Here is a 13,321-nt window from a genome sequence, read left to right as displayed (position 1 = left end):
GGCTTTGGGCACGAGGGTCTTGACAAGAGTAGCCGAGTCGATGTGTAGTTTTCAATATATAAAACAAGGTTTCAATATTTGAGACCAATATGGAAGCTTAAGGGAGGAAACTATGCATTCCATGTTCAAGCGCACAGCGGCTGCTTTGGCTGCCAGTGTGGCACTTGCTGCGCCCGTCGCAGCAGAGCTGACCGGCGAGCTGCGAATCTTCCTCGATACGTCCAACCCGGCGCCGCGCGCGACGATGGAAGCGATGATCGAGCGATTCGCGGCCGAGCATCCCGGTCTGGAAATCGAAACCACCGTGATCGACCGTGAGGCCTACAAGACCCAGATTCGCAACTTCCTGACGGCTGACACGCCAGACGTTGCCACCTGGTATGCAGCCAACCGGATGAAGCCTTATGTTGAAGCGGGTCTTTTCGAAGACGTCTCGGACCTGTGGGCTGAACCTGAAATCGCCGACAATCTGGCCTCGACCAAAGGTGCGATGACCATTGATGGCAAACAGTGGGGTGTTCCGTACACCTACTATCAATGGGGCGTTTATTACCGCAAAGACATCTTTGATGAGCTGGGTCTGACCGAGCCGACCACTTGGGAAGAAGAACTGGCCAACTGCCAGAAGATCGTCGATTCCGGCCGCGCCTGTTATACCATCGGCACCAAGTTCCTGTGGACAGCAGGTGGCTGGTTTGACTACCTGAACATGCGCACCAACGGATTCGACTTTCACAATCAACTCGCAAATGGCGAGATCAGCTGGGAAGACGACCGGGTTAAGCAGACCTTCGCCAACTGGAAACAGCTGATCGACATGGGCGCATTCATTGACAACCACCAGACCTATAGCTGGCAAGAAGCCCTGCCCTTTATGGTCAACGGTGAGGCCGCCGCCTATCTGATGGGTAACTTCGCTGTGGCTCCGCTGCGTGAAGCAGGCCTGACCGACGATCAGTTGGACTTCTATCAGTTTGTCGCCATCAACCCCGATGTTGAACTGGCTGAAGACGCGCCGACCGATACGTTCCATATCCCGGCCAATGCCTCGAACAAGGAAGCCGCGCGTGAGTTCCTGCGTTTCGCAGTCTCTGCGGACGAACAGACCGAAATCAACAACGGTGCAAACCTCGGCCAGTTGCCTGTGAACGCGCAATCCGCAGTGGACGACGACAAGTTCCTGCAGCAGGGCTTTGTCATGCTATCGTCTAACAGCCCCGGCGGTGTTGCACAGTTCTGGGACCGCGACGCACCAGCGGAAATGGCAAAAGTGTCGATGGAAGGCTTCCAGGAATTCATGGTCAAGCCGGACAACGCTGACAAGATTCTGGCCAAGCTGGAACGTGCGCGCGAGCGCATCTACGACAACTAAATCTTGTCCAGGGTCGGGCTGAAGCCCGGCCTACACCTTGCACAATAGTAGGGCGGGCTTCAGCCCGCCTTCACCCACCAGATCCGAGATGCCCATGACCGCTGCCGTTGACGCCCCCGAGCAAGAAAGCTGGTTCCACAGAAACCAACAGCGCATCGCGCCCTGGCTGTTTTTGGCTCCGGGTCTGTTGTTCTTCATGGTCTATGTGATCATCCCGGTCTTTCAGTCTTTCAATCTGTCTCTTTATGAATGGGACGGTTTAGGTGCAGCTGAATATGTCGGCTTTCGCAACTATGAAGATCTGTATTGGGAATGGGTGGACCGCGACGCTTTCTACATCTCGCTCAAGAACAACCTGATCTGGCTGATCCTGTATCTGGCCGCAATCCCTGCAGGCTTGTTTATTGCACTGTTCCTGAACCAGACGGTCTGGGGCATCCGCCTCTACAAGTCTTTGTTCTTCTTTCCCTTCGTCATCTCTCAGGTCGTCGTTGGGCTAGTATTCACATGGTTCTACGACCCAACCTTTGGCCTTCTAAACGAATTCCTAAGCCTCTTTGGCCTCGGTCCACTGAACGTGCTGGGGGATGAGCGCTTCGTAACCTACGGCATCATCTTCGCAGGTCTATGGCCACAAACGGCCTATTGCATGATCCTCTACCTCACCGGCCTTAACGCCGTCGACCCCGAACAGATCGAAGCCGGGCGTCTGGACGGCGCAAAAGGTGGGCGAATGCTGTGGCACATTATTCTGCCGCAGCTGCGCCCGGCAACCTTCATCGCATTCGTTGTGACAATCATCGGCGCGCTGCGCAGCTTTGACCTGATCTCGATCATGACACAGGGCGGTCCTTTTGGCTCGTCCCGCGTGCTGGCCTACTACATGTTCGAGGTCGCGCTGTCCGAATACGGCTTCCGCATGGGATATGGCGCAGCTATCGCTGTGATCCTGTTCCTGATTATGCTCTGCTTCATCGCCTACTTCCTGTGGTCGATGTACCGCGAAGAAAGGGGGCACTGAGATGTTTCCCAAACCGATCGAAAAACAACCCCGCGCAGCGCAGATCACCTATCAGGCGATGTTGCCTCTGGCACTGCTACTATGGCTGGGGCCCCTTTTGGCGGTCGCGCTTTTCTCGGTCAAACCTGCCGCAGACTTCACCAATGCGAATTACTGGGGGATGCCGTCAAGTTTTGAGGGCGCGTTCAACTATGGTCAGGTCTTTTTCAATTCGGATATGCCACGTTACTTGATGAACTCGTTCCTGATCACCGTACCAACGGTAATCGGGGCCGTTGCACTCAGTTGCATGACAGGCTTCGCGCTGGGGATCTACAAATTCAAATCGAACCTCTGGATCTTCTTCATGTTTGTGGCGGGCAATTTCGTACCCTTCCAGATCCTGATGGTCCCTGTGCGAGATCTCACGCTGGAGTTGGGCCTTTACAACACCAAAACAGGGCTTGTGTTATTCCACATCGCCTTCCAGACCGGGTTCTGCACGCTCTTCATGCGCAACTTCATCCGCGCCCTGCCATTCGAACTGATCGAGGCCGCACGGGTCGAGGGCATTAGCGAATGGCGAATCTTCTGGTACGTCGTTCTACCACTGATGAAACCGGCCATCGCCGCACTCAGTGTCCTGATTTTCACCTTCATCTGGAACGACTATTTCTGGGCTGTTGTCCTGACCCAAGGGGCCGAAAGCCAGCCCGTGACAGCCGGGATCACCAGCTTTAACGCGCAATTTCGCGCTGCTTATCAGTTGATGAGTGCCGGTTCTATAGTGGCAGCCCTGCCGCCGGTTGCCATGTTCTTCCTGATGCAGAAACACTTCATCGCGGGCCTGACCCTCGGTGCCGTAAAATAACGTCAAACCAGAGGTTTACCTCATGACCAAGATCACCTTTGTAGGTGCAGGTTCCACGATCTTCATGCAGAACATCGTGGGCGACGCCCTGCTCACCCCTGCCCTTGCAGACAGCCACTTTGCGCTGATGGATATCGATCCGGTGCGCTTGGCCGAAAGCGAAGCTGTGGCCAAGGCCATGATCCGCTCAGTCGGCACGGGTGCAACCGTCTCAACCCACACGGATCGTCGCGCGGCGCTGGACGGCGCAGATTTCGTGATCACTGCCTTTCAGGTTGGCGGGTATGAGCCTTGCACGGTGACAGATTTTGAAATCCCAAAACAATATGGCCTGCGTCAGACTATCGCCGATACGCTGGGTGTTGGTGGCATTATGCGCGGCCTGCGCACTGTGCCCGTTCTGTGGGGCGTCGCGCAGGACATGATGCAGTTGTGCCCCAACGCAACGCTGCTGCAATACGTGAATCCGATGGCCATCAACACCTGGTCTCTGGCTGAGCGCTTCCCTAATCTGAAACATGTCGGCCTGTGCCATTCTGTCCAGAACACGGTCGAAGAACTGGCGCATGATCTAGACCTGCCCAAGGCGGACTTTCGCTACAAAGTTGCCGGTATCAATCACGTCGCGTTCTTCCTCAAGCTCGAGCATGAAGGCCGCGATCTGTATCCGGCTTTGCGTCAGGGCTATCGCGCCGGGCATTTACCCAAGCCTCCCCTGCTAATGCCGCGCTGTCCAAACAAAGTCCGGTACGAAGTGATGGACCATCTTGGATACTTCTGCACCGAAAGTTCCGAGCATTTTGCAGAATACGTTCCTTGGTTCATCAAAGACGGTCGCAATGACCTGATCGAACAGTTCAGCATACCGCTGGACGAATACCCGACCCGCTGTGTCGAGCAGGTGGCCAATTGGAAGGAACAGGCCAAGACCCTGACAGATGGTCGGAACATCGAAGTAACCCGAAGCCATGAATTCGCCGCCGACCTTATGAACGCAATCGTGACAGACACGCCGTACACAGCCTACGGCAACCTGCCAAATACGGGTCAGATTCCGCAATTACCCCTAGGTGCAGCGGTTGAAACGCCGTGTCTGGTTGACTCGAATGGCGTCCAGCCTTCCGTGGTCACGGATATCCCACCACAACTGATCGCGTTGATGCGGACCCAGATCAACGTACAAGAGCTAACGGTTCGCGCGCTGACCGAAGAAAACCCCGAATACATCTATCACGCCGCAATGATGGATCCCCATACTGCGGCCGAGCTGGATCTGCGCCAAATTCGCGGCCTCGTCACCGATCTGCTTTCTGCCCATGGCGATTGGCTGCCAGATTGGTGCCGCCCCGCCCGCGCAGCTTAATCTTCGTCTTCTCAAAAAACACTCAATTCCAACGCCAGACAGACAGAGCCAATAATGACCAAGAAACGCCGTTCACAGCATTGGTACGGAAAACTCGATAAGGACGGGTTCATTCACCGGTCCTGGATGAAAAACCAGGGCTTTCCGGATCACGCTTTTGACGGGCGCCCCATCATCGGCATCTGCAACACATGGTCGGAACTGACGCCCTGCAATTCGGGCCTTCGTGATCTAGCCGAAGGCGTGAAACGGGGCGTGTGGGAGGCGGGCGGCTTTCCAGTGGAATTCCCCGTTATGTCGCTGGGCGAGACCCAGATGAAACCCACCGCCATGCTGTTTCGCAACCTGCTGGCGATGGATGTGGAGGAATCGATCCGCGCCTATGGTATCGACGGCGTTGTCCTGCTGGGTGGATGCGACAAGACCACCCCGGGGCAGCTGATGGGTGCAGCCTCGGTCGATTTACCGTCCATCGTGGTTAGCTCTGGCCCGATGCTGAACGGCAAATACCGGGGTCAGGATATCGGCTCGGGCACAGATGTCTGGAAGTTTTCCGAGGCTGTTCGTGCCGGAGAAATGACACTTCAGGATTTCATGAACGCTGAATCAGGCATGTCGCGTAGCGCGGGTGTGTGCATGACTATGGGCACCGCTAGTACTATGGCCTCATTGGTTGAGGCGATGGGCATGTCGCTGCCCACCAACGCTGCCCTGCCCGCCGTTGATGCCCGCCGCACGGCGCTGGCGCATCTGACCGGCAAGCGCATTGTCGAGATGGTGGACGAGGACCTCAAGCCATCAGATATCCTGACCAGGGAGGCGTTTGAGAATGCCATCCTCGCCAATGCGGCCGTCGGAGGATCGACAAACGCAGTGGTCCACCTGTTGGCACTTGCAGGTCGCGTGGGTGTCGACTTGACGTTGAAAGATTTTGAAATCGGATCGGAAATCCCCCTGCTGGTCAATTGCATGCCTTCTGGCAAATACCTGATGGAGGATTTCTGTTATGCAGGCGGTGTGCCAGTGGTTCTGAGCGAACTCAAACCTTTCCTGCGCCCGGCAAGAACAGTTCTGAACAAGGACATCTCGGCCCACTGTGAAGGGGCTGAGTGTTTCAACACAGACGTCATCCGCCCATTTGACGATCCGATAAAACCCGCCGCAGGCCTGCGGGTTCTGCGCGGCAATCTTGCGCCCAACGGGGCAATCGTGAAGCCTTCGGCGGCCACAGATGCACTGCTGGAAACCGAGGCCGAAGCATACGTTTTTGAGAGCATCGAAGATCTGAAAGCCAATATCGACCGCGACGACTTACCAGTAACACCTGAGACCATTCTGGTTCTCAAAGGTTGTGGTCCCAAGGGCTATCCCGGGATGCCTGAGGTTGGGAACATGCCAATTCCGGCCAAGCTGGTAAAAGACGGCGTGCGCGACATGATCCGTATCTCGGACGCGCGTATGTCTGGTACCGCATTCGGGACAGTTATCCTGCATGTCAGCCCTGAGGCTCAGGCTGGTGGTACGTTGGCGTTTGTCAAAACCGGTGACCGTATTCGCGTGTCCGCCAGCAAGGGCGAGCTGCAGCTGCTGGTCGACGAAAAGGAACTGGACGCCCGCCGCGCCCTGTGGCAACCGGACGATCCGCATTACTCGCGCGGGTATGCGAAGCTTTATATCGACCACGTGTTGCAGGCTGATCGCGGCGCGGACCTTGATTTCCTTGTGGGCAAAGACACGCGCCTAGTGACGAGAGAGAGCCACTGATGGATCAACCTGCTACATTTCAAGACCTCAACGGAGCCTCTGTTTATATCACCGGCGGCGGTTCGGGCGTTGGTGCAGCGTTGACTGACGGGTTCATGGCCCAAGGGGCTAAAGTTGCCTTTATCGGTCGGTCAGATGCCGGTGAATTTGTCGAACAGATGCGTGACAAGCACGGCCGCGCCCCCTTGTTCCTGCAGGGTGACATGACTGATACCGAGCTGTTGCACGCCACCATGGCCAAAGCAGCTGAAGCCCATGGCCCGATTAAAGTGCTGGTCAACAACGCCGCGAATGACAAGCGGCACTCACTTGAAGAATCTACAACCGAGTTCTGGGACTGGATGATCGAAGTCAACCTAAAGGCCTACTATTTTGCCTGTCAGGAAGCCGCGCGACAGATGAAGGACAAAGGCGGTTCGATCATCAATTTCAGTTCGATCAGTTACCTGATGGGGAACGCAGGTTATCCAATCTATACCAGTTCAAATGCGGCGATCACCGGCATGACACGCTCGTTGGCGCGTGAACTTGGTCCACATAAAATTCGCGTCAACGCGCTGGCACCGGGATGGGTTCTGACACAGAAACAGCTGGACATGTGGGCCACACCCGAAGATCTGGCTGCGCATATGGATCGCCAGAGCCTGAAAGAGCATCTGACGCCCGAAGACATGATAGCACCAACCCTGTTTCTGGCTTCAAGCGCAAGCCGTGCAATGACCGGGCAGTGCATGGTGGTTGACGGCGGCGTGGTAGGAACGGGGTGATGCTATGAATGTCGAGTGGATCGCTGTTGACTGGGGAACATCTCATCTGCGGGCATGGGCCATGCAAGGTGATAGCGTTTTGGCACAGGCCGCGTCGTCAGATGGTATGTCCCGCACAACCGGCGGAGGTTTTCAGGCAGCCTTGCTGGCTTTGATCGAAGATTGGCTGCCCGGGCAACCGGTAGATGTGATCGCCTGCGGAATGGTTGGGGCACGGCAAGGTTGGGTCGAGGCCCCGTATTCAGCTGTTCCGTCCGAACCAATCCCGGTCGTACCATTCCGTGTTCCAAACACCGATCCGCGCATTCGGGCCTTCGTTGTCCCTGGGCTGAAACAGCCCAGCCCTCCCGATGTGATGCGCGGCGAAGAGACTCAGATCGCGGGGTTCCTCAGCACGCATCAGAATTGGGACGGTGTGATTTGCCTGCCCGGCACGCATACAAAATGGGCCCAGATCAGTGCGGGTGAGGTCGTTAGTTTCCGAACCTTCATGACCGGTGAGTTGTTTGATCTGCTGCGCGGGCAATCCGTTCTGCAGCATTCAATTGACGAGGGCTGGGACGACGCGAGTTTTTCTGAAGCGGTTGCCGACATGCTGTCGAAACCCGAGCAGCTGGCAGCGCGCCTATTCGGGCTACGGGCTGCTGATTTGCTGCACGGTCAAAACAAGAGCGTTGCACGCGCCCGTCTTTCAGGGTTCCTGATTGGCGCCGAGCTTGCCGCATCGCGACCCTATTGGCTGGGCCAGCAATTGGCGATCATCGGCTCGGAAAGCTTATCCAACGCCTACGCAACTGCCCTGCAGCAACAAGGTGCCATGGTCGAAACCGCAGACGCCACAATCGCAACACTTGCGGGTCTGTCGCAGGCCCGAACATTAACGAGGCAAACCGCATGAGCCGCCCCATCATTGCCATCCTGCGTGGGCTGACCCCTGACGAGGCAATACCCGTCGGTCACGCCCTGTTGGAAGCGGGCATAGACCGGATTGAGGTTCCGTTGAATTCTCCCGATCCGCTGGAAAGTATCCGAGTTCTCGCCTCGGAGATCGGGGACCGCGCGCTTATCGGAGCGGGCACTGTATTAACCCCCGATCAAGTTGACGCGATTGCTGATGTCGGAGGTAGATTGATCGTTTCGCCGAATTGCGATGTGTCCGTAATCCAACGCTCTGTCGCGCTTGGGCTGCAAAGCTGGCCGGGTGTGTTCACCCCGACCGAGGCCTTCGCTGCGCTCCAGGCCGGGGCTACGGGGTTAAAACTTTTCCCCGGTTCGCTTGCCGGTCTTGCAGGGTTGGCTGCGCTGCGCCCTGTTTTGCCGCCGGCTGCTCAGGTCTTTGCGGTGGGCGGTGCGGGCCCCGAGAACTTTGGAGCCTGGATCGAGGCCAGCGCCGACGGCTTCGGAATTGGATCTGCACTCTATAAGCCCGGAATGGCAGTTGGAGAAATAGCAAACCGTGCCCGGCAAATCGTTGCTGCCTATGATGAGGCCGTTGGATGAGTCAGGTCTATGACGACCGCCCCTGCGAATTGGGCGAGGGGCCATTGTGGCACCCTAAACGGCAACAGCTTTTCTGGTTCGATATCATCGGCAAGCGATTGATGACGCGAGAAAATGAACAAGCGCATAGCTGGGCGTTCGATGAACATGTCTCAGCCGCAGGATGGGTAGACCGAGACACTTTGCTGATCGCGTCGGAAACCGGCCTGTGGCGATTTGGGCTTGAGAGTCGAGCCAAAGATTTGATCGCCCCGCTTGAGGTCGACAATCCGGTGACTCGATCCAATGATGGGCGCGCCGATCCTTGGGGCGGGTTCTGGATTGGCACCATGGGCAAACAGGCAGAAGTAGGCGCAGGTTCGATCTATCGCTATTGGAATGGCGAGCTACGGCCATTGGTCCGAGATATCACCATCTCAAATGCAATCTGCTTTGCGCCGGACCGATCCTGCGCCTATTACAGCGATACCGCCACCAAGCTGGTCATGCGTTGGGAACTGGACGCGCAGACAGGCTGGCCCATAGGCAAAGCGGCGGTCTTCCTTGACCTGCGCAGCGAAGATCTGAACCCGGACGGCGCTGTGGTTGATCGCTCCGGAAACATCTGGATCGCCCAATGGGGTGCCAGCCGGGTCGCAGCCTATACGCCCAGCGGTCAGTTCCTGAAAGCTGTCGTCTTCGATGCCAAACACACTTCGTGCCCGAGTTTTGGTGGTGATGACCTGACTACACTGTTCTGCACCACCGCCCGCCAAGGGCTGGACGCGGACACCCTTGCAAGAACGCAGACGAATGGCATGACACTCACCGCGCCAAATGTGGCGCAAGGTCAAGCTGAACACAGAGTTATACTATGAAGCCGGAACTTGGCGTTTGCTATTACCCTGAACACTGGCCCGAAGAGAACTGGGCTCAGGACGCCGCGCGCATGGTCGAGACTGGCTTGAAATGGGTCAGGATCGGCGAATTCGCCTGGAGCCGAATGGAACCCACTGCTGGAGACCTGCAATTCGACTGGTTGGATCGCGCGATTGAAACCTTGGGTGCGGCTGGGCTGAAGATTGTGCTGGGCACCCCGACGGCAACACCTCCGCGATGGATGCTGGACAAGCATCCCGGCATGCTGGCTGTGGATGCTGATGGCAATCTACGCAAGTTCGGCTCACGCAGACATTATTGCTTTAGTCACACCGGCTATATCGACGAATGCAAGCGGATCACGAAGATCATGGGTCAGCGCTATGGCCGCAACCCGCATATCGCTGCTTGGCAAATCGATAACGAATATGGCTGTCACGATACGACGCTCAGCTATAGTGCTGCGGCGCTGTATGCTTTTCACCGCTGGCTGGCGAACCGATACAACTCGGTCGACGCGTTGAACGATGCCTGGGGAAATGTGTTCTGGTCGATGGAATATAACAGCTTTGATCAGATCGAGCTGCCGAACCAGACCGTGACCGAGCCCAACCCGGCACACGTCTTGGCGTTTCGCAGGTTCAGTTCGGATCAAGTGATGGCGTTCAACAAGGCCCAGGTCGATGCGCTGCGGCCGCTAACGGATCAACCATTGCTGCACAATTACATGGGGCGTGTGCTGGAATTCGATCATTTCGATGTAGGCAGGGATTTGGACATCGCGACGTGGGACAGCTATCCTATTGGCTTCCTGTCGGATCGGTTGGAAGTGGACGAGCCGCACAAGACTGCATTTCTGCAGCAGGGTGATCCGGACATGCAGGCCTTTCACCACGACCTATACCGCGCCGTCGGTCGAGGCCGTTGGTGGATCATGGAACAGCAACCCGGTCCAGTGAACTGGGCCCCCTACAACCCGGCACCCCTGCCCGGCATGGTGCGTCTCTGGTCGCTTGAGGCGGTGGCCCATGGGGCCGAAGTGGTCAGCTATTTCCGCTGGCGGCAAGCACCGTTCGGGCAGGAACAGATGCATGCCGGTCTACTTACCCCGCATGGCGACGAAGCACCCGGTTTGGCCGAGGCGCGTCAGACCGCCGATGATCTGGCCGCGATAGGCACGGTTCAGCCTATCCATGCGCAGGTTGCTATCGTCTTCGATTATGCATCTGACTGGGCCTGGACAACGCAGCCTCAGGGCGCGGGGTTCGATTATTTCCGGCTCGTATTCTCTGCCTACCGCGCGTTGCGGCGCGCTGGGTTGTCGGTGGATTTCGTGCCTCAGAACGAGGTCGGCAAGGAGCACTATAATCTGATCCTAGCACCGGGCCTGGCTGCCCTAGGCGATCTTGAACAAAGGCTACTACAAGGATGTAATCTTGCCGTTCTGGGACCGCGCAGCGGGGCAATCACCGAAGATTTTCAGATCCCTGATTCGGGGCGCCCAGGTCTTGATGGCCTCAGCAGCCATGTCGATCTGATCGAGACTTTGCCACCCGGCGTAACCCGCATTGTCGAAGGGGGCGGTGCTGCGGAACATTGGGTTGAGCGCTTGTCAGGCTCCGCGCAAAAGTTGCTTTCTTTCGCAGATGGCACTGCGGCGTTGCATGGCGGTGCCGGTCTTTGGTATTTGGCGGGGTTCCCCGATGAGGCCCTTTGGGATCGCGTCATAGCCATGGCGGCCCAGAAAACGGATCTGGCGCTCCATCCGATGCCCAAAGGGCTGCGGCGGCGCGAGACGCAGTCGCACGAAGTGCTGATCAACTATAATGCGCATTCAGTGACATGGGACGGCCAGCAGATCGAGGGATGTGATGTCCTGTTCAGGACGCGCGGTTCATATAAACGTTAATCTAGATACCGCTAACATAACCTGTTAGATGGCGTGACGCTGGTCATGGCTCCAACAGGTTGCGACAATGAAATATACCCGTTCTGACTTTCCCAATGGCTTTCTGTTTGGTGCGGCTGCCCCTGCAGAACCGGCAACTGGGCTAGACATGCACCGCTTTACAGTTCGTTGGCAGCACATCATGCCAGACGGTCGCATTCCTGATGCAAGCGCATTGGATCAGTGCGAGCAGCGGATTGACCAGCTTTTGGCACACAGCATTCGGCCATGCATCGTGCTGGATCACAACGATATCCCCCCAGCGCTGGAGGATATCGGCGGGTGGTGCAATCGAGTAATGGCCGACTATTTTGCAGCGTTTTCTGAGGTAATCGTCGCTCGGATGGGTGATCGGATATTCAACATCTCTACCTTGAACCCGTCCGTCGGAATCGAACGCGACCCTCGCACCAATGCCCGCAGCCTGCACCATCAATTGCTTGCACAGGGCGCGGCGCGTCAGGAAATGCGGAGCTATGGGATGGCCAATCTAGGTGTAGAGGTCGATCCGCTCATCCTTGATACGATAACCAACGGGCAATACCCGCAGTCTTTGCTGGATCGATTGGCCCGCCACTTTCCCGAAAATTGGCGGGATGATTTTTCCATCATCGCCGAGCCGATTGATTGGTGCAGCGTAGTCGTGAAAGAGGGCGCTGACATAGACATACTCATGCGCACAACACATGAGCAATCGCTGCCCTCATTCGTGACCGTAGCCGCCGATGCGGGTCATAACTTGGTGCATTCGCTGGCGCGCGTGCATGACGCGCTTGAATCCGACACCTTGGTACACGGCATTTTCGTTCAGTCCGGGACCGACGTCGAGGCGTTGCAGACAATCCAAACAAGTGACGCCCAGCCGGCCCCATGGGTTAGACCCAAGGGAGGGTTACACGCACATTGGAATCTGGTGGCCGATATCGGCGGCACCAATACTAGATTGGGCGTCGTAACCGAGGGAGAGCTGACCGATCTTCGCAAACACCCCACGGGCACTGTGAGCGACCTGCAAGACGCATTACACAGTTTATGCGACGAGGTCGGGACACAGCCGCGCGCTGTGGTCGCGGCCGGGGCGGGGCCGGTTCAGGACGGCACCATTCGCCTGACCAATGCCAATCTTGATCTTTCCGAAGACGCTCTGGCCCGAGCAACCGGCGCGCACCATACCTATGTCATCAATGATTTCACGGCTGCCGCATGGTCAGTCGCCGAGATTACCGAGAATGATGTTGAGGTATTGCAGGGCTCACCCGCTCCACCACTGGGGACACGGCTAGTTGTCGGGCCGGGAACCGGGCTGGGTGTGGGCGCCCTGCTCTACTCTGAAGGACATTTTCACACCGTTTCCGGCGAAGGCGGCCATGTTGGATTGTCCCCGCGCCATCTTGACGAGGTCGAGGTTTTCCGCGCAGCGCGCAAGATCATACCCGAGTGCTTTTTTGACGATACACTCACCATCGAGGCCGAGATGTTCCTGAGCGGAACTGGCCTACCGGTTCTCTATCAGGCGATCGGAATGGCCGAAGGTCAGCCCAACGGCATGATACGTTCGGCAAAAGACATTCTGCAGGATGCTCAGGACGGCTCGGATACCTGCGCTGTCAAAGCGGCGCGAATGTTTACCGAGCATCTGGGCGCCATAATGGGCGATCTTGCTGTTGCTCTTATCCCATCCGGAGGTGTGTTTCTGGTTGGCGGGGTGGCCGAAAAGAACCGCTGGTTGTTTGGTCAGGATTTTCTGCGTGCCTTCAACGCGGGTGGGCGGTTCGATGAATTGCGGCAATCGATGAACCTGTATGTGTCGGAGCAGAATGAGTTTGGCATTGTTGGCGCTAACAATTTCTGTAAGAATGCCTTGGCGCGGTAATTTGG

11 protein-coding genes are annotated in these 13,321 nt (G+C 56.9%); all 11 read left to right on the top strand.

What is annotated here, in order from left to right; genetic code table 11:
• Positions 1–112 precede the first annotated feature (112 nt).
• The 11 genes from ACR0EN_RS08760 to ACR0EN_RS08710 all read left to right on the top strand — a co-directional run bounded on the left by ACR0EN_RS08760 (position 113) and on the right by ACR0EN_RS08710 (position 13,316).
• Positions 113–1,372 carry an ABC transporter substrate-binding protein gene (locus ACR0EN_RS08760; protein ID WP_170394448.1) on the top strand — a complete coding sequence of 420 codons (1,260 nt, stop codon included), beginning with the start codon at positions 113–115 and terminating at the stop codon, positions 1,370–1,372.
• A gap of 94 nt (positions 1,373–1,466) precedes the next feature.
• A complete protein-coding gene (locus tag ACR0EN_RS08755; protein WP_170394445.1) occupies positions 1,467–2,393 on the top strand; it encodes a carbohydrate ABC transporter permease in 927 nt (308 codons plus the stop codon).
• A 1-nt stretch (position 2,394) separates the two neighbouring features.
• Positions 2,395–3,243, top strand: a complete 849-nt coding sequence (locus ACR0EN_RS08750) for a carbohydrate ABC transporter permease (RefSeq protein ID WP_170394442.1) — start codon at positions 2,395–2,397, stop codon at positions 3,241–3,243.
• Positions 3,244–3,265: 22 nt separating this feature from the next.
• On the top strand, positions 3,266–4,606 hold the full coding sequence (melA, locus tag ACR0EN_RS08745; RefSeq protein ID WP_170422850.1) for an alpha-glucosidase/alpha-galactosidase: 1,341 nt from the start codon (positions 3,266–3,268) through the stop codon (positions 4,604–4,606).
• 54 nt (positions 4,607–4,660) lie between these two features.
• The gene (locus ACR0EN_RS08740; RefSeq protein WP_170625527.1) at positions 4,661–6,370 is read left to right on the top strand and encodes an IlvD/Edd family dehydratase; all 1,710 of its coding nucleotides are present in this window, start codon (positions 4,661–4,663) and stop codon (positions 6,368–6,370) included.
• Complete coding sequence (locus ACR0EN_RS08735; protein WP_170625528.1) at positions 6,370–7,137, top strand: SDR family NAD(P)-dependent oxidoreductase; 768 nt, start codon at positions 6,370–6,372, stop codon at positions 7,135–7,137. The genes ACR0EN_RS08740 and ACR0EN_RS08735 overlap by 1 nt, the downstream gene beginning before the upstream one ends.
• Positions 7,138–7,141: 4 nt before the next feature.
• Positions 7,142–8,035, top strand: coding sequence for a 2-dehydro-3-deoxygalactonokinase (locus ACR0EN_RS08730; protein ID WP_170625529.1), 894 nt, complete (start codon positions 7,142–7,144; stop codon positions 8,033–8,035).
• Positions 8,032–8,637 carry a 2-dehydro-3-deoxy-6-phosphogalactonate aldolase gene (locus ACR0EN_RS08725; protein WP_170625530.1) on the top strand — a complete coding sequence of 202 codons (606 nt, stop codon included), beginning with the start codon at positions 8,032–8,034 and terminating at the stop codon, positions 8,635–8,637. The genes ACR0EN_RS08730 and ACR0EN_RS08725 overlap by 4 nt, the downstream gene beginning before the upstream one ends.
• Positions 8,634–9,494 (top strand): SMP-30/gluconolactonase/LRE family protein, encoded by an 861-nt coding sequence (locus ACR0EN_RS08720; protein WP_170818181.1) that lies wholly within the window; start codon positions 8,634–8,636, stop codon positions 9,492–9,494. The genes ACR0EN_RS08725 and ACR0EN_RS08720 overlap by 4 nt, the downstream gene beginning before the upstream one ends.
• Complete coding sequence (locus ACR0EN_RS08715; RefSeq protein ID WP_170818182.1) at positions 9,491–11,404, top strand: beta-galactosidase; 1,914 nt, start codon at positions 9,491–9,493, stop codon at positions 11,402–11,404. Before ACR0EN_RS08720 ends, ACR0EN_RS08715 begins: the two co-directional genes overlap by 4 nt.
• 67 nt (positions 11,405–11,471) lie before the next feature.
• Positions 11,472–13,316, top strand: a complete 1,845-nt coding sequence (locus tag ACR0EN_RS08710; protein WP_170818183.1) for a family 1 glycosylhydrolase — start codon at positions 11,472–11,474, stop codon at positions 13,314–13,316.
• Positions 13,317–13,321: the final 5 nt, after the last annotated feature.

This window comes from Ruegeria sp. AB7, assembly GCF_056542625.1.
Note: the sequence above shows the minus strand (reverse complement) of the source record. Positions and strands in the feature narration are given on the sequence as shown.